Source organism: Ensifer sp. GW823-FHT05D09 (assembly GCF_058795755.1).
This window is the reverse complement of record NZ_JBXAIA010000001.1, coordinates 81,861-97,449: the sequence shown is the minus strand read 5'-3', so window position 1 is coordinate 97,449 and position 15,589 is coordinate 81,861. Positions and strand designations below refer to the sequence as shown.

At 63.5% G+C, this 15,589-nt stretch carries 16 protein-coding genes and 1 tRNA gene; 9 read left to right on the top strand and 8 right to left on the bottom strand.

Features of this window, described 5'->3' with window-relative positions:
* Positions 1 to 80: 80 nt before the first annotated feature.
* Both AC1Q80_RS00460 and AC1Q80_RS00455 read right to left on the bottom strand, forming a co-directional pair.
* Entirely contained in the window at positions 81 to 308 is a 228-nt protein-coding gene (locus AC1Q80_RS00460) for a YMGG-like glycine zipper-containing protein (protein ID WP_412728338.1), read from the bottom strand.
* 339 nt (positions 309 to 647) lie between these two features.
* Positions 648 to 737 (bottom strand) — tRNA-Ser (locus AC1Q80_RS00455).
* A 369-nt stretch (positions 738 to 1,106) separates the two neighbouring features.
* Here AC1Q80_RS00455 and AC1Q80_RS00450 point away from each other — a divergent pair.
* From AC1Q80_RS00450 to AC1Q80_RS00440, 3 genes are all read left to right on the top strand, one after another.
* On the top strand, positions 1,107 to 1,424 hold the full coding sequence (locus AC1Q80_RS00450; RefSeq protein ID WP_173418598.1) for a hypothetical protein: 318 nt from the start codon (positions 1,107 to 1,109) through the stop codon (positions 1,422 to 1,424).
* Between the two features lie 47 nt (positions 1,425 to 1,471).
* Entirely contained in the window at positions 1,472 to 2,125 is a 654-nt protein-coding gene (msrA, locus tag AC1Q80_RS00445; protein ID WP_173418597.1) for a peptide-methionine (S)-S-oxide reductase MsrA, read from the top strand.
* A 357-nt stretch (positions 2,126 to 2,482) separates the two neighbouring features.
* Positions 2,483 to 3,475, top strand: coding sequence for a BMP family lipoprotein (locus AC1Q80_RS00440; protein WP_112809329.1), 993 nt, complete (start codon positions 2,483 to 2,485; stop codon positions 3,473 to 3,475).
* Positions 3,476 to 3,567: 92 nt separating this feature from the next.
* Here the strand turns inward: AC1Q80_RS00440 and AC1Q80_RS00435 are convergent, their stop codons facing one another.
* A complete protein-coding gene (locus tag AC1Q80_RS00435; protein WP_173418596.1) occupies positions 3,568 to 3,777 on the bottom strand; it encodes a SlyX family protein in 210 nt (69 codons plus the stop codon).
* 100 nt (positions 3,778 to 3,877) lie between these two features.
* Entirely contained in the window at positions 3,878 to 4,615 is a 738-nt protein-coding gene (locus tag AC1Q80_RS00430) for a sulfate transporter family protein (protein WP_173418595.1), read from the bottom strand.
* A gap of 282 nt (positions 4,616 to 4,897) precedes the next feature.
* Between AC1Q80_RS00430 and AC1Q80_RS00425 the strand changes: the two genes are divergently transcribed.
* The 3 genes from AC1Q80_RS00425 to AC1Q80_RS00415 are packed head-to-tail and all read left to right on the top strand — an operon-like array spanning position 4,898 to position 7,889.
* The gene (locus tag AC1Q80_RS00425) at positions 4,898 to 6,259 is read left to right on the top strand and encodes an amidase (RefSeq protein WP_173418594.1); all 1,362 of its coding nucleotides are present in this window, start codon (positions 4,898 to 4,900) and stop codon (positions 6,257 to 6,259) included.
* The gene (locus AC1Q80_RS00420; RefSeq protein ID WP_209788285.1) at positions 6,256 to 7,167 is read left to right on the top strand and encodes an ROK family protein; all 912 of its coding nucleotides are present in this window, start codon (positions 6,256 to 6,258) and stop codon (positions 7,165 to 7,167) included. The genes AC1Q80_RS00425 and AC1Q80_RS00420 overlap by 4 nt, the downstream gene beginning before the upstream one ends.
* Positions 7,164 to 7,889 (top strand): copper homeostasis protein CutC, encoded by a 726-nt coding sequence (locus AC1Q80_RS00415; RefSeq protein WP_209788288.1) that lies wholly within the window; start codon positions 7,164 to 7,166, stop codon positions 7,887 to 7,889. The genes AC1Q80_RS00420 and AC1Q80_RS00415 overlap by 4 nt, the downstream gene beginning before the upstream one ends.
* A 105-nt stretch (positions 7,890 to 7,994) precedes the next feature.
* On the opposite strand, the gene nagA is transcribed toward AC1Q80_RS00415, so the two are convergent.
* Genes nagA through AC1Q80_RS00395 form a run of 4 tightly spaced genes read right to left on the bottom strand, consistent with a single transcriptional unit; the run spans position 7,995 to position 11,850 of the window.
* Positions 7,995 to 9,155: an N-acetylglucosamine-6-phosphate deacetylase gene (gene nagA, locus AC1Q80_RS00410; RefSeq protein ID WP_492359351.1), complete on the bottom strand. Its 1,161-nt coding sequence runs from the start codon at positions 9,153 to 9,155 to the stop codon at positions 7,995 to 7,997.
* The gene (locus AC1Q80_RS00405) at positions 9,152 to 10,174 is read right to left on the bottom strand and encodes an SIS domain-containing protein (RefSeq protein WP_173418590.1); all 1,023 of its coding nucleotides are present in this window, start codon (positions 10,172 to 10,174) and stop codon (positions 9,152 to 9,154) included. The genes nagA and AC1Q80_RS00405 overlap by 4 nt, the downstream gene beginning before the upstream one ends.
* A gap of 30 nt (positions 10,175 to 10,204) precedes the next feature.
* Positions 10,205 to 10,969 (bottom strand): GntR family transcriptional regulator, encoded by a 765-nt coding sequence (locus tag AC1Q80_RS00400; RefSeq protein WP_173418589.1) that lies wholly within the window; start codon positions 10,967 to 10,969, stop codon positions 10,205 to 10,207.
* Positions 10,966 to 11,850: a glucosamine kinase nucleotide-binding domain-containing protein gene (locus AC1Q80_RS00395; protein ID WP_492359350.1), complete on the bottom strand. Its 885-nt coding sequence runs from the start codon at positions 11,848 to 11,850 to the stop codon at positions 10,966 to 10,968. The genes AC1Q80_RS00400 and AC1Q80_RS00395 overlap by 4 nt, the downstream gene beginning before the upstream one ends.
* Before the next feature lie 197 nt (positions 11,851 to 12,047).
* On the opposite strand from AC1Q80_RS00395, the gene AC1Q80_RS00390 reads away from it, so the two are divergent.
* The 3 genes from AC1Q80_RS00390 to AC1Q80_RS00380 all read left to right on the top strand — a co-directional run bounded on the left by AC1Q80_RS00390 (position 12,048) and on the right by AC1Q80_RS00380 (position 15,583).
* Entirely contained in the window at positions 12,048 to 12,944 is an 897-nt protein-coding gene (locus tag AC1Q80_RS00390; protein WP_173418587.1) for an N-acetylmuramic acid 6-phosphate etherase, read from the top strand.
* Positions 12,945 to 13,000: 56 nt separating this feature from the next.
* Complete coding sequence (locus tag AC1Q80_RS00385) at positions 13,001 to 14,260, top strand: ABC transporter substrate-binding protein (protein ID WP_173418586.1); 1,260 nt, start codon at positions 13,001 to 13,003, stop codon at positions 14,258 to 14,260.
* 372 nt (positions 14,261 to 14,632) lie between these two features.
* Positions 14,633 to 15,583, top strand: a complete 951-nt coding sequence (locus AC1Q80_RS00380; RefSeq protein WP_209788297.1) for a carbohydrate ABC transporter permease — start codon at positions 14,633 to 14,635, stop codon at positions 15,581 to 15,583.
* Positions 15,584 to 15,589: the final 6 nt, after the last annotated feature.

The window sequence follows — 15,589 nt, the reverse complement described above, 5'->3', positions numbered from 1 at the left end:
CTGTCGTCACCTTCCAGGGTACACCGAGCCCGGTCCGGAAATCGACACCCTCCACGCGTTCGGAGAAAGTTGGGCTGCTGTCATCGGCAGCGCGCTTCGAAGCGGCGCCCATAGCGGTCACGATAGATGCAACAGCCTTCCCCCTCACGGGAACGACCCATCAGGTTGCCCATGATGCCACCGGCCACGGCACCAACAGCCGCATCACCCCAGCTATCACGCACAACTCCGGCGACGATTGCGCCGGTTCCTGCACCGATTGCAGTCCCTCGCTCTGTTTGAGTGCAGGACGCGAGGGTAGCAATCATTCCGACGTAATGACAAGCTTTCTCGTGCTGACACATCTTTGCTCGACACCAATCTGGGCATCTTGCTGCTTTGCACCCTCGGCGTCTGGCTTGATATCGATAGGATTGCTTTACGGTGCCCATCGCACTTGGGGCCAGGGGCTCCAGACCTATCGAAAGACAGCATCCTCAACCACGATGCGCAGCCGATCAGCCGCCACGACAATCCGGCCATAGCCACCGCGAGATGGCCGCATGTAGCTTCCGTACAGAGAAGCATCTAGCTTCAACGCAAAGTGATGCGCCAGATGATTAGCGGCAAAGACGAAGCCCAGAAAAACAACATCTTACATGAAGAAATGGCGGACAGAGAGGGATTCGAACCCTCGATACGCTTTCACGTATACACGCGTTCCAGGCGTGCGCCTTCAACCACTCGGCCACCTGTCCATCCGTCAACAGCCGATGGTCATGCGGCTGGATGGGAAGGGCCGCGGCCCTTCGTGTCATCCGGCGCGAACCGGCGGACGGGCGGGATATATACCGATGATTTGCGTGGGATCAACTGCTTTCTGACAGATTGTTGACATCTTGTATAACTTGGCAGTCGGCGGTTGCCATTGCGCTGGTCGCCGACCGGGCCTATCTCTTGCGGCAGAGTTGTTCGGCGCCTCCCTTTTGAGGCCGCCTGGACGCTGCGCCATATCGGATTGCAACGCTCGCCCACCTCGTCGGCTTTGCCCCCTGAAAGCCGAGCCGGTGCCGAAAGGCGGGGGCTTCCTCGGTCTGGCGTGATAACGTTTGGAGAATAAGGGATCGATGCGCTTCGTGCTGAGACTGGCGAGTTTTGTGGTGCTGCTTGGGGCCGTCCTTGCCGGTGCGGTTGATGCCATCCAGTCCGTTGCCGCATCCGAGTTGGTGACGACGTCGCTCGGTGACGATCTCGAAGTCCTCGGTGCCGACACCGCCAGCTGGGTGCAGTTCGCGCAACGCACAGATACCGGACCAACCTTCTGGCATTCGATGCTGCACTGGCTGTTGACGCAGCCGGCCTTTGCAGTGCTTGCCCTTCTCGCCCTCCTGCTTTGGATGGCCGGATACAAAAAGCGACCGGCCGCCGGCCGCTTCGCTGCCTGATCATCGCGGAGCGCAGCCACCCGCGTCGACGACATGGAGTTTCCACGATGTTCCTGATCGACATGTTCAACAAGAAGACCATCCTGCCAGACGCCGAGACGGCGCTGCGCGGGCGCGAGGACGCCATGGCGACCGCCGTCAATCATTTTGTCTCGGGACACCCGCTGAAAGGCCCCTACCCCGAAGGCACAGAGAAGATCCTGCTCGGCATGGGTTGCTTCTGGGGCGCCGAGCGGCTCTTGTGGAACATCCCTGGCGTTTACGTCACTGCGGCCGGTTATTCCGGCGGGCTGACGCCGAACCCAACCTATCAGGAAACCACCACGGGGCTGACCGGCCACACCGAAGTGGTTCTGGTCGTCTACGACCCGAAGGTGGTTGCCCTGTCGCGCCTGCTCAAGACCTTCTTCGAGCAGCACGACCCGACCCAGGGCATGCGCCAGGGCAACGACATCGGCACGACCTATCGCTCCGCCATCTATGTCTACGACGATGCCCAGCTGAAAGCGGCGAAGGACGCACGCGACGCCTTCCAGGCGGCGCTGAAAATGTCCGGCCATACCGGCAAGATTACCACCGAGATCGAAATGGCCGGCCCGTTGTACTTTGCCGAGGATTACCACCAGCAGTATCTGGCGAAGAACCCTGATGGTTATTGCGGCCTGCGCGGCACCGGCGTCAGCTGCCCGATCGGCGGCTAAGGCGCATCACGATCCCCCGGATACGCTTGCTGCGCTTCCGCTTTCATTTGGGCGGGTTGCCGTCGCAAGACAGCCGCTTACTTTTGCGCGAGCTGCGTTGAGCTTTTAAACCGGGCGCACGGCGCACGGCGTCACCCCTCGAACCCTAAAAGGTCAAGGGAACCGGCATTTTAACGATGCCTGTGAATGCCGGTCGACATTTTTACCATCTGAAAAATTTTGAGTGTTTTTTTGCCGCGACCGTGCAAGGATGCCGCCACCCTAGCCCCCGCGAGAGGGGTGGGTTCCGCAGACAGGCTCCATTCGGGGCCCGCGGGAGGACCCGATAAAGATCAATAGCGACAACAGGGCTGCACGATGAAAAAAACAATTCTCGGTCTCTTTGCCTTTTCCATGATGTCCGCGACGGCTCTGGCCGCCGACATCAAGCCGGCCATCATTTACGATCTGGGCGGCAAGTTCGACAAATCGTTCAACGAAGCGGCCTTTAACGGCGCCGAAAAATTCAAGACTGAATCGGGCGTCGAATACCGCGAGTTCGAAATCGCCAACGACGCACAGCGCGAGCAGGCGCTCCGCCGCTTCGCCAGCGACGGCAACAACCCGATCGTCATGGCCGGCTTCAACTGGGCCGCCCCGCTCGAAAAGATCGCCGCCGAATATCCCGACACCAAGTTCGCGATCATCGACATGGTGCTCGACAAGCCGAACGTGAAGTCGATCGTGTTCAAGGAACAAGAAGGCTCCTACCTCGTCGGCGTGCTCGCCGGTCTCGCTTCGAAGTCGAAGACCGTCAGCTTCATCGGCGGCATGGACGTTCCGCTCATCCACAAGTTCGCCTGCGGCTATGTCGGCGGCGCCAAGTCGACCGGCGCTGACGTCAAGGTTCTCGAAGCCTACACCGGCACGACGCCTGATGCCTGGAACGACCCGGTCAAGGGCGGCGAAATCGCCAAGTCGCAGATGGACCAGGGTTCGGACGTGGTCTACCACGCAGCCGGCGGCACCGGCGTCGGCGTCCTGCAGGCAGCGGCTGACGCTGGCAAGCTCGGCATCGGCGTCGACTCCAACCAGAACGGCCTGCAGCCGGGTAAGGTTCTGACCTCGATGCTGAAGCGCGTCGACGTCGCCGTCTACGAAGCCTTCACGGCTGCCAAGAACGACAAGTTCGAGTTCGGCATCTCCAACCTCGGCCTCAAGGAAGATGGCGTCGGCTACGCGCTCGACGACAACAACAAGGCCCTGATCACCCCGGAAATGCTCGACGCGGTCGAAAAGGTGAAGGCCGAAATCATCGCCGGCAAGGTCCAGGTTCACGACTACATGAGCGACGAAGCCTGCCCCTACTAAGGGCTTCCGCCTGATATGAAGAAAGCCGCCGTTCGCAGGAACGGCGGCCTTTTTTGTTTTCTACCCTTGGTCAATTGCGATGAGATTGCGGCTCAGTAGTGCGGCGGTCGGGTGATCGGCGGCGCGTCGAGCGATTGCTCCTCGAGGCTGAGAAAGCGTTCCGTCAGCCGGTCGAGCTTGGCCCGCGTCTGCTCGACGACCTTCCATTGCTCGGCGAGCTGATCGGAAAGCTCCTCGATCGTCTTGGCCTGGTGGGCCACCGTCTCTTCGAGACGGGTGATCCGGTCTTCGGCATGGTTCATTACAGCTGCTCCGTCCGGTCTCCGCCACCTGGGCGCACGACATCATGTGGATTTGCCGGCAGATTGGCCAGCGAATGTGCGCTGTCAAGCAGATTGCGCCTCAGGCCCCGGCCGCAGATCCACGCGCGAGCGAAAATCCCGGGTCGCTTGCCGACAGCCTCTTGTGGAGATGCACCATCATGCCGGCGGCAAAAAGCGGCGTCAGCAGGTTGAGCAGCGGCACGGCAAGGAAGGCGGCAAGGATCAGCCCGGCCAGAAACACCGTCGAGCGGTGCTTCGCGCGGAAGAGCCTGGCCTCGGCCGGCGACCGGTAGCGCATGGCGGCAAATTCGAAGAACTCCCGCCCGAGCAGGTATCCGTTGACGAGGAAGAAGGCGATCAGGTTGACGCCGGGCACGAGCAGCAGAAACAGTGCCAGTATGTTGCCGAGAATGACGACGCCAAGGAACTTGGCGGAGCCGGCAATCGCCTCGCCAAGCGGCAGGGGCCTGCCCGCCGGCTCGTTCGGATAGTCGCGCGCTTCCACCACTTCGGCGACATCATCGAGGAACAGGCCGGCGATCAGCGCCGTCACCGGAGCCAGAAGCAGGGCCAGCGCCAGTGCCAGTCCGAGGCTCGCGAAGATGCCGAGCACGAAGGTGAGCCAGCCGGCCCATGCGGGCGTACCGGGCATCAAGGCATCGAGCCAGGGCAAAGCCAGCCATATGAAGAGTTCGCGCAGGCAGAACCAGAGTGCTGCGAGCGCGAGAAGCGTCAGGCCGAGCACTTTCCAGAATACCGAGCGGGTTTCCGGCGCAAAGAGATTGGCGAGGGAAAGTCGCGCCGCGTCCAAAATCATCCGCATGTCTCCAGTGTCGGGCAGGTTCGATGAGGCATGTAGGCAGAAGCTGTCGCATCGACAAGGCAGGACAATCGGCATCGCCTTCATTCGGTAAAATTCCTGCGGCGAAGACGGGCGAGCCATGGCAAACGCCATCGGGAGCGATATGGTAAGTGATGTAGACGATAACAGCCGGCGCAAGAAACGCGCCCAAGCGATTGCAACACGCATTCAATCAGCGGCCTGACAGGTCGACAGAATAGACGAACGCCACCGATGGCAGGCGGACAAGGGGAGACTATGACCAGACAGAAAACGCTCGCCGGGCTTTCGGTCCTCGTCCAGGACGGCAAACTCGACCCGGTCACGCTTGCCGAGGAAACGCTTGCCGGCATCGAAGCACATGGCGACCAGGCGATCTTCGTCGGCCTCACCCGCGAGCGCGCACTGAAGGAAGCGGCGGCCGCCTCCAGCCGGATCCGGGCCGGCCGTTCGCTCGGCCTGCTCGACGGTCTTCCCGTCGCCTGGAAGGACCTCTTCGACGTCAAGGACAGCGTGACCACCGCCGGCTCGGCGGTTCTACGCGACACTCCGCCCGCCGGCAGCGACGCCGCAGTGGTCGCAGCTGTTGCCGGTTCCGGCATGGTCAGCGTCGGAAGAACCAATATGAGCGAGTTCGCCTTTTCCGGCCTCGGCATCAATCCGCACTACGGCACGCCGCACAATCCGGCGTCGACCGATGTCGAGCGCATTCCGGGCGGCTCCTCGTCGGGATCGGCGGCGGCAGTCGCGGCCGGCCTCGTGCCGGCGGCAATCGGCACCGACACCGGCGGGTCCGTGCGCATCCCGGCGGCAATGACCGGCATCGTCGGCTACAAGGCGACACGCGGCCGCTATTCGATGAAGGGTGTGTTTCCGCTCGCCGAAAGCCTCGATTCGCTTGGGCCTCTCTGCCATACGGTGCAGGATGCGGTCTGGCTCGACGCCGCCATGCATGGATTGACCGCACCGGTGGTGCGCCGCGGTGAGATCACCGGCCTCTCGATCGTCATCCCCGAAACCATCGTCTTCGACGAGGCCGAGAGCGAAGTCGTCGAAGCCTTCGAGGATGCGATCAAACGGCTGGAAAAGGCCGGAGCCACGGTCACGCGCCGCCCCTTCCCGACGTTCAAGGCAGTGTTCGATCTGATGGCACGCCACGGCGCTCTCGTCACCGCCGAGGCTTACGCGCTGCACCGGGAGCGCCTGGCCGGTCCCGAGGCCGAACGCATCGATCCGCGCGTCGTCGCCCGTACACGGCTCGGCGAGAAGATCACCATGCCCGACTACATCGCGCTTCTCGATGCCCGCGACCAGCTGATCCACGAAACGGTCGAAAGCCTGAAGCCGGGCGAACTGATCGTCCACCCGACATTGCCACACGTCGCGCCGCCGGTGGCGCCGCTGCTCGCCGACGACGAGCTGTTCTTCAAGACCAATGCCAGGACGCTGCGCAACACGCTCATCGGCAATTTCCTCGATTTTTGCGGCATCTCGATCCCCTGCGGCACCGGTGCCGGGGAAATGCCCGTCGGGCTGCAGCTGGCGGCGCCGCATCATCACGACGACCGGCTGCTGTCGATCGCCCTTGCCGCCGAGGCCGTGATCCGGGGAGAAGCATGATCGTCTGTTTCGATATCGGCGGATCGGCGATCAAGGGCGCGATCGTGCATTCGCGCGACCGGATCTTTCCGCTGCCGCGCCGCACGACCCCTCTCAGCAATTTTCGCCAATTCGTCCAGGTGCTCGAATCGGTGCTCGACGAGGCCGGTGGCCATCCGGAATGCGTGGCGATCTCGATCACCGGCGTCATCGACCCGGAGACGCGCCGGATCAAATGCGCCAACATCCCCTGCATCGACGGCCGCGAGCTGGTGGCCGAGCTCGAACGCGAGCTGCATCTCCCGGTCAAGATCGCCAATGATGCCGACTGTTTCGCGCTTGCAGAAGCTGGCGCTGGCGCCGGGCGCGGACATCGCATCGTCTTCGGGGCCATCCTCGGCACCGGCGTCGGCGGCGGGCTGGTGGTCGGCGGCGAGTTGATCAACGCCGATGGCGGCTTTGCCGGCGAATGGGGTCACGGGCCCGCATTGGCGGCGGAAGCGGGAGACCCACCGATCGCCATTCCGGCCTATGCCTGTGGTTGCGGACAGCGGCGCTGCGTCGATACCGTCGGCGGCGCGCGCGGGCTCGAACGCCTGCACGACACCATTCACGGCAAGACGCTGTCGAGCCACGAGATCATCGAGGCATGGCTGAAAGGCGACGCGGAGGCAAAACGGACCGTCGAAGTGCTTGTCGATCTCGTCAGTTCGCCGCTCGCCGTGGTCATCAATACGACGGGCGCGACCATCGTGCCGGTCGGCGGCGGGCTTTCCAATGTCGAGCCGTTGTTGGAGGAGATCGACAAGGCGGTTCGTAGCCGGATTCTGCGCCAGTTCAAACGGCCGCTGGTCGTGCGCGGCGAATGTCAGGTCGAGCCCGGGCTGATCGGCGCCGCTTTGCTTGGCCTTGGAGGAGAAAAAGCATGAGCGTGACTGGACTTGAGGTTTGCGTCGACGACGCCGACGGGCTTGCAGCGGCGGTGGAAGGCGGAGCGGACCGCATCGAGCTCTGCGCAGCGCTCTCCGTCGGCGGGCTGACGCCGACGGCCGGGCTGATGGCGCTCGCCGGTCCGCCCCGGGTGCCCGTCTATGTGATGATCCGACCGCGGCCGGGCGACTTCGTCTTCGGTGCCGGCGATCTCGACATGATGCGTCGCGATATCGATGCGGTGCGCGATGCCGGGCTTGCCGGTGTCGTGCTTGGCGCTTCGCTCGCCGATGGCCAGCTGGATGCTACGATGCTGCGAAAGCTGACGGGTCACGCCGCGGGCCTTGGCCTCACGCTGCACCGCGCCTTCGACCTGGTGCCAGATTTCAAGGATGCGATCGAAATGGCAGTCGAACTCGGCTTCGAGCGGATCCTGACATCCGGCGGCGCCAGAAGCGCGCCGCAGGCGATCGAAAAGCTTGCGGAGCTTGTGGCGCTCGCCGCCGGGCGTCTTTCGATCATGCCGGGCTCGGGCGTGACGCTTGAGACCGTAGACGCGCTGCTTGAAAACCTGTCGGTCAGCGAAGTGCATTCGTCTTGCTCGATCCGTGAGCCGGCTCACGATCCACGACTGGTCAGCATGGGATTTGTGGCCGAAGATCGGCGTCGCACGGACGTGGCAACCGTTCGGGCGATGAAGGCGCGCCTTTCGGCGCAGTAGGCCACATCCGCTCCGGCCCTTTCGCCGCTCTTTCGGTCCGCGCCAAAGAAAAAGCCCGACGACCATCTCTGATCGTCGGGCCACAGGTTTTGCCTGTCGATGCGATCAGGCGGCGTAGACTTTCTCGCCGCCGATCCAGGTCGATCCCATGGCCAGCTCCGGCGTCAGCAGCACGAAGTCGGCGTCCGCGCCGGGCAGCAGGCGGCCCTTGTGCGAGGAGAGGCCCATGGCGTCGGCAGGATAGGCCGATGCCATGCGCAGCGCCTCCTCGAGCGGAAGCCCAAGCCTCTCGTGCACGAAACGCACCGACGACAGCATGTCGATATCGGCGCCGGCAAGCGTGCCGTCTGCAAGCGTCAACCGGCCGCCGTGACGCAGGATCTCGCGGCCGTTAAGCTCGAAGCTCGTCATATCCGTTCCGATCGGCGACATCGCGTCGGTGACCAGGAAGATCTGGCCGGGACCCATCTTGGCGCGCAGCGCCACACCCATCGAGGCTGGATCGACATGGTAGCCGTCGGCGATCAGGCCGGCATGCAAGGTTCCGATCGCAAGCGCTGCGCCGACGATGCCGGGCTCGCGATGACCGAGGCCGCTCATGGCGTTGAAGAGATGCGTCACCGTCTTCGCCCCCGCCTTGGCGTAGGAGACCGCGGCCTCATAGCCGACATCCGTATGGCCGAGGCTGACGACGGCGCCGGCATCGGCGAGCGCGCGTACCTGTTCCTTCGTGGCGTTCTCCGGCGCGACGGTGACCATGAGCACACCGAGCGCCCTGGCACAGTCGACCATCTCCGCGAGGTCGGCATCATCCATCGGGCGGATCAGCGCCGGATCATGCGCGCCCTTGCGAGCGACCGAGAGATGCGGGCCTTCCAGATGCAGGCCGAGAAAGCCCGGCACGCCAGCCGCCTTCGCCTGGAGGCCGGCTGCGATCGTTGCCGAGCGCACTTCGCGCGTATCGGTGATCAGCGTCGGCAACAGCGCCGTGGTGCCGAATGTCGCATGGGCCGAACAGATCTGGCGAATGCCGTCCAGCGTCGGCTGCGCGTTGAGCAGTGCGCCACCGCCGCCATTGACCTGCAGATCGATGAAGCCGGGCACCAGCAGCAGACCGTGCGTGTCGATGACGGTGGCATCCGCCGGCACATCACCGGCAGCCACGATGGCCTTGACGCGGCCGGCCTCGATCAGGAGGGCGGCGCCATCGTGCCATTCGATTCCATCGAACAGGCGGGCGCCGATGATTGCCTTCTTCTCGGTCATCTCGTCTCCGTTACCTTCTTGAGGCTGGCCGGTGCATCGGGGTTGAGGCCGCGCGAGCGCGACCAGGCTTCGACGAAGCCGTAGAACGGCAGGATCAGCGTCAGCGCGTCGGTGATCGGGTGTCCCGTCTCGACGAACGGCAGGCGCTTTGCCTTGCCGGCGCGGCTCGACGTCACATGCACCACGGCGCCCTTCTCGGCCATGCCGTCGGCGATCTCGGCGACGGAGCCTTCGGCCGCATCGCGCGCTGCAAGCGTCAGCACCGGGAACTTGGCGCCGACAAGCGCGACCGGCCCGTGCAACACTTCGGCTGCCGAATAGGCTTCGGCGTGCATGCCGGAGGTTTCCTTGAACTTCAGCGCTGCTTCGCTGGCGATCGCCAGTGCCGGACCGCGGCCGAGCACGTAGAGCGATTCCGCCTCGCCGAGGTCGGCGGCAAACTCGTGCCAGTCAAGCTTCACCGCCTTGGCGAACTGATTCGGCAGATCGGCCACGGCGCGCTGCAACGCAGCGTCTCCGGTCCATTCGCCCAGTACGGCAAGGCCGGCGACGATGGAGTTGACATAGGACTTGGTCGCGGCAACGGCGATTTCCGGGCCGGCGAGAATGTCGAGCGGATGGGTGCAGGCCTTCGAGATCGGCGAGGGCAGAGTGTTGGTGAGCGCGATCGATACGGCACCGGCATCGGTTGCCGCCTGCGCCATCGCGACGATGTCGGGGCTCTTGCCCGATTGCGAAATGGCAATCGCCGCAGCGCCACCGAGCTTGAGCTTGGCACCATAGATCGAGGCGAGCGACGGCCCGAGCGAGGCGACCGGGCGACCGGCCTGCAGCTCGATCGCATATTTCAGGAACAGCGCCGCATGGTCCGAGGAGCCGCGCGCGATCGTCACCAGGAAGGCCGGGTCCTTGGCGCGGAGCGCTGCGCCGGCCTGCTTCAAGGCTTCGGACGAACGGTCGAGAAGACGGGCTGCCGCTTCGGGGATCTCGTCGATTTCTCGGCGCATGTTGGTCTGCATAGTCAATTCCTTTCTTGGCGGTTCCGTCGGTCAGGATTCCGACAGGGTCAGTTCCGCGACAAAATCATAGGCGTCGCCCCGGTAGAGCGAGCGGGTGAATTCGACGACACGTCCCGATGCGAGATAGGAGACGCGTTCGATGGAAAGGCCGGCAGAGCCCACGGCGACGCCGAGCATGGAGGCATCCGGATCCTTGATGTTGCAGGCGGAGATGCGCTGCACGGCTCGGACCGGACGCGAGCGGGTCTTGTCGAGCGCAGTATAGAGCGACGACGTGACGGACTGCGGATCCGGCAAGAACTCGGCCGAGATGCTTGCGCGCTCAATCGCCAGCGGCATGTCGTCGGCGATACGCAGACGCCCGAGCCTTGCCACCAGTGCATCGGCCGGCAGGCCCAACGCCATCATCTCGTCCGGGGATGGATGATACAGGCCGCGCTCGAGCCAGCGCGCATGGGTGTTCAAGCCACGGCGCGCCATGTCCTCGGTAAAAGAGGTCAGCCGCGACAGCGATTGCTGCACCTTGGACACCGGCTTGACGACGAAGGTGCCGGAACCGTGGCGGCGTACCAGCAAGCCGTCGCGCACGAGATCGTCGACCGCCTTACGCACGGTAACGCGGCTGATATTGGCGTAGTCTGCCAGATCGCGCTCCGGCGGCAGGGCGTCGCCATGATTGAGCTTGCCCGACTGGATCGCGTCTTCGAGGGATTGGCGCAGCTTGAGATAGAGCGGGCCGGAGCCGCCCGCCTGCAGGCCTTCGAGCGGCAGAATGGCGGCGAGATGGTCGGTCATGCGCCAACCTCCTTGCGGGAGCCGAAGCGCTGTGCGGCGAGCGCCACGGCGCCGGTAAGGGCGTCGGCCTCGGCTTCGACGAAAAGCGGCTGGTGGCGCTCTGCAAGCCATGGACGGTAGAGCGGCGCGAGACCGCCGAGCAGGCAGAGCTTCCTCCCTCCCCGAGCGACAACGACGTCGAGCGCTTCGTCGACCGTGATTGCCGCCGTCTTCAACAGGCGCACGGCGACCGGATCGCCTAGCTGCGCCGCTTCGAACACACGCGGGGCATAACGGCCGAACTCGCCTGGCTTTGCCAGGCGTGCGAAATCGACGACATTGCTCGGATCGTTTCTGAACTCGGCCATGACGCTATCCGTCACCGGCGAAGCCTCGTGAATGCCGTCAAAGGCGAGCAGGCTTTCCTGCAAGAGGGCATGGCCGATGCGTGCACCGCTGCCATGGTCGCCGATCGTGAAGCCCCAGCCGCCGACATAGCTGATCGCGTCGCCCTGGCGCAGGATATAGATGCTGCCGGTGCCCAGAATGGCAACGGCGCCGTCCTCGTCGCCGAGCGCGCCCTGCAGGGCGATCAAGCCATCCGATTCGATGTCGGCCGCGGCAAACGGCAGGCGGCGTTTCACATAGTGCACCGCATCGCCGACGTTATGTCCGGCGACACCGACAAGCGCCCGCGCCTGCGCTATACCAGCGGGATCAAGGCCGGCTTCTTCGAACGCAGCGCGCGCGGCGCCGGCGATATTGGCGAGCGCCGTTTCGGGATCCGTCAGGATATTGGCGGCACCAGCCTTGCCGCGGCCAAGAATACGGCCATCCCCCGCAGCCACAGCTGCCCGGCAGCTTGTTCCGCCGCCATCGATTCCAATCAGGTAGTTTGGCATGAGCACCTCCGCCCGTTGAAGATACCAAAAAAATACCAATAACCAAGTCCGAATTGGTCTCGACATGCGATTTTGAAATAACGCACTGAATAACAATGGATAATTTCAGCGATTGCTTTTTTCTGGCTTCAAAATGTAAATTCTCCTAGACAATTGGTATTTTTTTGGCATTAATTCGCCCAGAGGAGACACAACCTATGCCTTCAGTGAAGACCGAGGAGCGTCACGACAATGCCAAAGGCCTGGATGTCATGCATCCAGCCCTCGCGCTTCGGCTGCTCGCATCCGGGCAGCAGGCGGCAGCAAAGGTCGTAGACGCTGCGATCGAGCAGATTTCCACTGCTGCGTCCCTGGCCGCAGAAGCGCTTGGTGCCGGACACAGGCTCGCCTATGCCGGCGCCGGCAGCTCGGGCCTGATGGCCATGGCCGATGCGCTGGAACTCCCCGGCACCTATGGTATCCCGCACGACCAGATCGTCATTCTGCTTGCAGGCGGCGCCGCCAGCCTCAGCGACCTTGCCGGCGGTTACGAAGACGACATGGATCTGGCGCGCGAAGACGTACGCAAGGCTGGCATCGCTGCGGGCGACTGTCTGGTCTCGGTGTCGGCCAGCGGTTCGACACCCTATGCGCTCGCCGCAGCCGACGAGGCGCGCAAGCTCGGCGCCAAGGTGATCGCCGTCGCCAACAATCCGGGTGCGGCCCTCTTCAAGGACGCTGATGTCGCCATCCTGCTGCAGACGCCGCCGGAAGTCGTTTCCGGCTCGACGCGCATGGGTGCGGGCACGGCGCAGAAGATCGCCTTCAACATGTTCTCGACCCTGGTCGGCATCCATCTCGGCCACGTGCTCGATGGCCACATGGTCAATCTGCGCGCCGACAACATCAAGCTGCATGGCCGGGCGGTGCGCATCGTCACCGACATTACCGGCGTCAGCGCGCCTGAGGCCGGGCGGCTGATCAATGCCGCATCCGGTTCGGTCAAGATCGCCATCCTGCTCGCCTCGGGCGCGAAGGACGTTGCAGCCGCCGAGGCGGCGCTCAACCAGACCAAACAGAATCTGCGCCGGGCGATCGACATCGTCTCGGCCTGACAAAAACCTGGGATTCAAACCGCGCCAGAACGGCGCATATAAGAGGGAGAAGCTAAATGACCCGTACGACACTCAAGGGCCTGCTGCTCGCGTCGAGCATTCTCGGCTCGGCCGGCCTGGCGCACGCCGAGGACGTGACGCTGACGATCGAAAGCTGGCGCAACGACGACCTGGCGATCTGGCAGGAAAAGCTGATCCCGGCGTTTGAAGCCAAGCATCCGGGCATCAAGGTCAAGTTCGCTCCGACCGCGCCCACCGAATACAACGCGGCGCTGAACGCCAAGCTCGACGCCGGCTCGGCTGGCGACCTCATCACCTGCCGCCCGTTCGACGCCTCGCTCGAACTCTACAACAAGAAGCACCTGGCCGACCTGACAGCGCTTCCGGGCATGGAGAACTTCTCGCCGGTCGCCAAGTCCGCCTGGACGACGGACGATGGCTCGGCCACCTTCTGCGTGCCGATGGCCTCGGTCATCCACGGCTTCATCTACAACAAGGACGCCTTCGACCAGCTCGGCATCCAGATCCCGACGACGGAAGCCGAATTCTTCGCGGCTCTCGACAAGATCAAGGCCGACGGCAACTACATCCCGATGGCGATGGGCACCAAGGACCTCTGGGAAGCCGCGACCATGGGCTACCAGAACATCGGCCCGACCTACTGGAAGGGTGAAGAAGGCCGCGCCAAGCTGATCAAGGGCGAAGAAAAGCTGACCGACGCTGCCTGGGTCGAGCCCTACAAGGTTCTGGCCAAGTGGAAGGACTATCTCGGCGACGGTTTCGAAGCCCAGACCTACCCGGATAGTCAGAACCTGTTCACGCTCGGCCGCGCTGCGATCTACCCGGCCGGCTCGTGGGAAATCGGCCTGTTCAACACCCAGGCCCAGTTCAAGATGGGCGCCTTCCCGCCTCCGGTTAAGAACGCCGGCGACGCTTGCTACATCTCCGACCACAACGACATCGGCGTCGGCCTCAATGCCAAGAGCGCGCACGCCGAAGAAGCCAAGAAGCTCCTGACCTGGATCTCGTCGCCGGAATTCGCTGACATCTATGCCAACTCGCTGCCGGGCTTCTTCAGCCTGAACTCGACGGCCGTGAAGATGGCCGATCCGCTCGCCCAGGAATTCGTTTCCTGGCGCGAAAAGTGCAAGCCGACGATCCGCTCGACCTACCAGATCCTGTCGCGCGGCACGCCGAACCTCGAAAACGAGACCTGGGTCGAATCTGCAAACGTCATCAACGGCACGGATACGCCTGAGGTGGCTGCAGAAAAGCTGCAGAAGGGTCTCGACGGCTGGTACAAGCCGGCAAAGTAAGCGCAACTGGTTCCCTCCCTTCACGGGGAGGGTCGGCCCTACGGCGCCAAGCGTCTGTCAAGATGCGCTACCGTCGCCGTAGCACTATGAATTGCTGCATGTTCTCATCCTCGGATCCGCGGGACCCGAGGAAAGGTGCAGCAAGGGCCGGGCGGGAGGGCATTGCCCAAGAAGGCACTCCCCCAGCCGCAGCGTCACCGACCTCCCCGTGATGGGGAGGTCCCCGACGCAGTCGTTTGCAAAAGAACGCGATAGCCTTAACCTTCGTCATGAGCCCGGATCGGGGCAGGCGTTATGCGGCAAGACCGGCCGCGTGGCGTCGACACGCATCATGATCCCTGAGGGAACCGGTCGAACAAGCGGGTACGATCCATGAGCAACGCCACTTCACTGCAAGAGGGACAGCCGACCGTGAGACGGCCGAAACGCTGGCACATCCTCGTCTTTCTGCTGCCGGCCCTGCTGGTCTACTCCGCGGTCATGATCCTGCCGCTGATCGAGACGCTGCGCCTTTCCCTGTTCAACACGGTCGACGGCCAGCCGACCTTCGTTGGTCTGGCGAATTTCCAGGTATTGTTCGGCGAAGAACGCTGGGCACATGATTTCTGGAACGCGCTGAAGAACAACGTCATCTTCTTCATCATTCACATGTGCGTGCAGAACCCGATCGGCGTAGCGCTCGCAGCCATGCTGTCGATCCCGAAGCTGCGTTTCGTGACCTTCTACCGCACGGCGATCTTCCTGCCGACGCTGCTCTCCTTCGTTATCGTCGGCTTCATCTGGAAGCTGATCCTGTCGCCGATCTGGGGCGTGGCCCCCTGGATGCTCGATCTCGTCGGCCTGAAGTCGATGTTCGCCCCCTGGCTCGGCAAGCCCGGCTCGGCGCTCATCGCCGTGTCGCTGATCTCGGTCTGGCAATATGTCGGCATCCCGATGATGCTGATCTATGCCGCGCTGCTCAATATTCCCGATGAAGTGATCGAGGCCGCCGAATGCGACGGCGTCACCGGCTGGAGCCAGTTCTGGAAGATCAAGCTGCCGCTGATCCTGCCGGCCATCGGCATCATCTCGATCCTGACCTTCGTCGGCAACTTCAACGCCTTCGACCTGGTCTACACCGTGCAGGGCGCACTTGCCGGTCCTGATGGTTCGACCGACATTCTCGGCACGCTGCTCTACCGGACCTTCTTCGGCTTCCAGCTGCAGCTCGGCGACCGCTCGATGGGTGCGACGATCGCGACGGTGATGTTCCTGATCATCCTTGCCGGCGTGTCGCTCTACCTCTTCGTCATCCAGCGCCGCATGCGCCGCTATCAGTTCTAAGGGAGG

What these genes read in the sequence shown, in the direction of transcription:
- AC1Q80_RS00390 (WP_173418587.1), top strand. Translation starts at nt 12,048, where the DNA reads ATGCCTTCAGTGAAGACCGAGGAGCGTCACGACAATGCCAAAGGCCTG.
- AC1Q80_RS00420 (WP_209788285.1), top strand. Translation starts at nt 6,256, where the DNA reads ATGATCGTCTGTTTCGATATCGGCGGATCGGCGATCAAGGGCGCGATC.
- nagA (WP_492359351.1), bottom strand. Translation starts at nt 9,155, where the DNA reads ATGACCGAGAAGAAGGCAATCATCGGCGCCCGCCTGTTCGATGGAATC.
- AC1Q80_RS00460 (WP_412728338.1), bottom strand. Translation starts at nt 308, where the DNA reads ATGATTGCTACCCTCGCGTCCTGCACTCAAACAGAGCGAGGGACTGCA.
- AC1Q80_RS00405 (WP_173418590.1), bottom strand. Translation starts at nt 10,174, where the DNA reads ATGCAGACCAACATGCGCCGAGAAATCGACGAGATCCCCGAAGCGGCA.
- msrA (WP_173418597.1), top strand. Translation starts at nt 1,472, where the DNA reads ATGTTCCTGATCGACATGTTCAACAAGAAGACCATCCTGCCAGACGCC.
- AC1Q80_RS00400 (WP_173418589.1), bottom strand. Translation starts at nt 10,969, where the DNA reads ATGACCGACCATCTCGCCGCCATTCTGCCGCTCGAAGGCCTGCAGGCG.
- AC1Q80_RS00415 (WP_209788288.1), top strand. Translation starts at nt 7,164, where the DNA reads ATGAGCGTGACTGGACTTGAGGTTTGCGTCGACGACGCCGACGGGCTT.
- AC1Q80_RS00450 (WP_173418598.1), top strand. Translation starts at nt 1,107, where the DNA reads ATGCGCTTCGTGCTGAGACTGGCGAGTTTTGTGGTGCTGCTTGGGGCC.
- AC1Q80_RS00440 (WP_112809329.1), top strand. Translation starts at nt 2,483, where the DNA reads ATGAAAAAAACAATTCTCGGTCTCTTTGCCTTTTCCATGATGTCCGCG.
- AC1Q80_RS00435 (WP_173418596.1), bottom strand. Translation starts at nt 3,777, where the DNA reads ATGAACCATGCCGAAGACCGGATCACCCGTCTCGAAGAGACGGTGGCC.
- AC1Q80_RS00430 (WP_173418595.1), bottom strand. Translation starts at nt 4,615, where the DNA reads ATGATTTTGGACGCGGCGCGACTTTCCCTCGCCAATCTCTTTGCGCCG.
- AC1Q80_RS00425 (WP_173418594.1), top strand. Translation starts at nt 4,898, where the DNA reads ATGACCAGACAGAAAACGCTCGCCGGGCTTTCGGTCCTCGTCCAGGAC.
- AC1Q80_RS00385 (WP_173418586.1), top strand. Translation starts at nt 13,001, where the DNA reads ATGACCCGTACGACACTCAAGGGCCTGCTGCTCGCGTCGAGCATTCTC.
- AC1Q80_RS00395 (WP_492359350.1), bottom strand. Translation starts at nt 11,850, where the DNA reads ATGCCAAACTACCTGATTGGAATCGATGGCGGCGGAACAAGCTGCCGG.
- AC1Q80_RS00380 (WP_209788297.1), top strand. Translation starts at nt 14,633, where the DNA reads ATGAGCAACGCCACTTCACTGCAAGAGGGACAGCCGACCGTGAGACGG.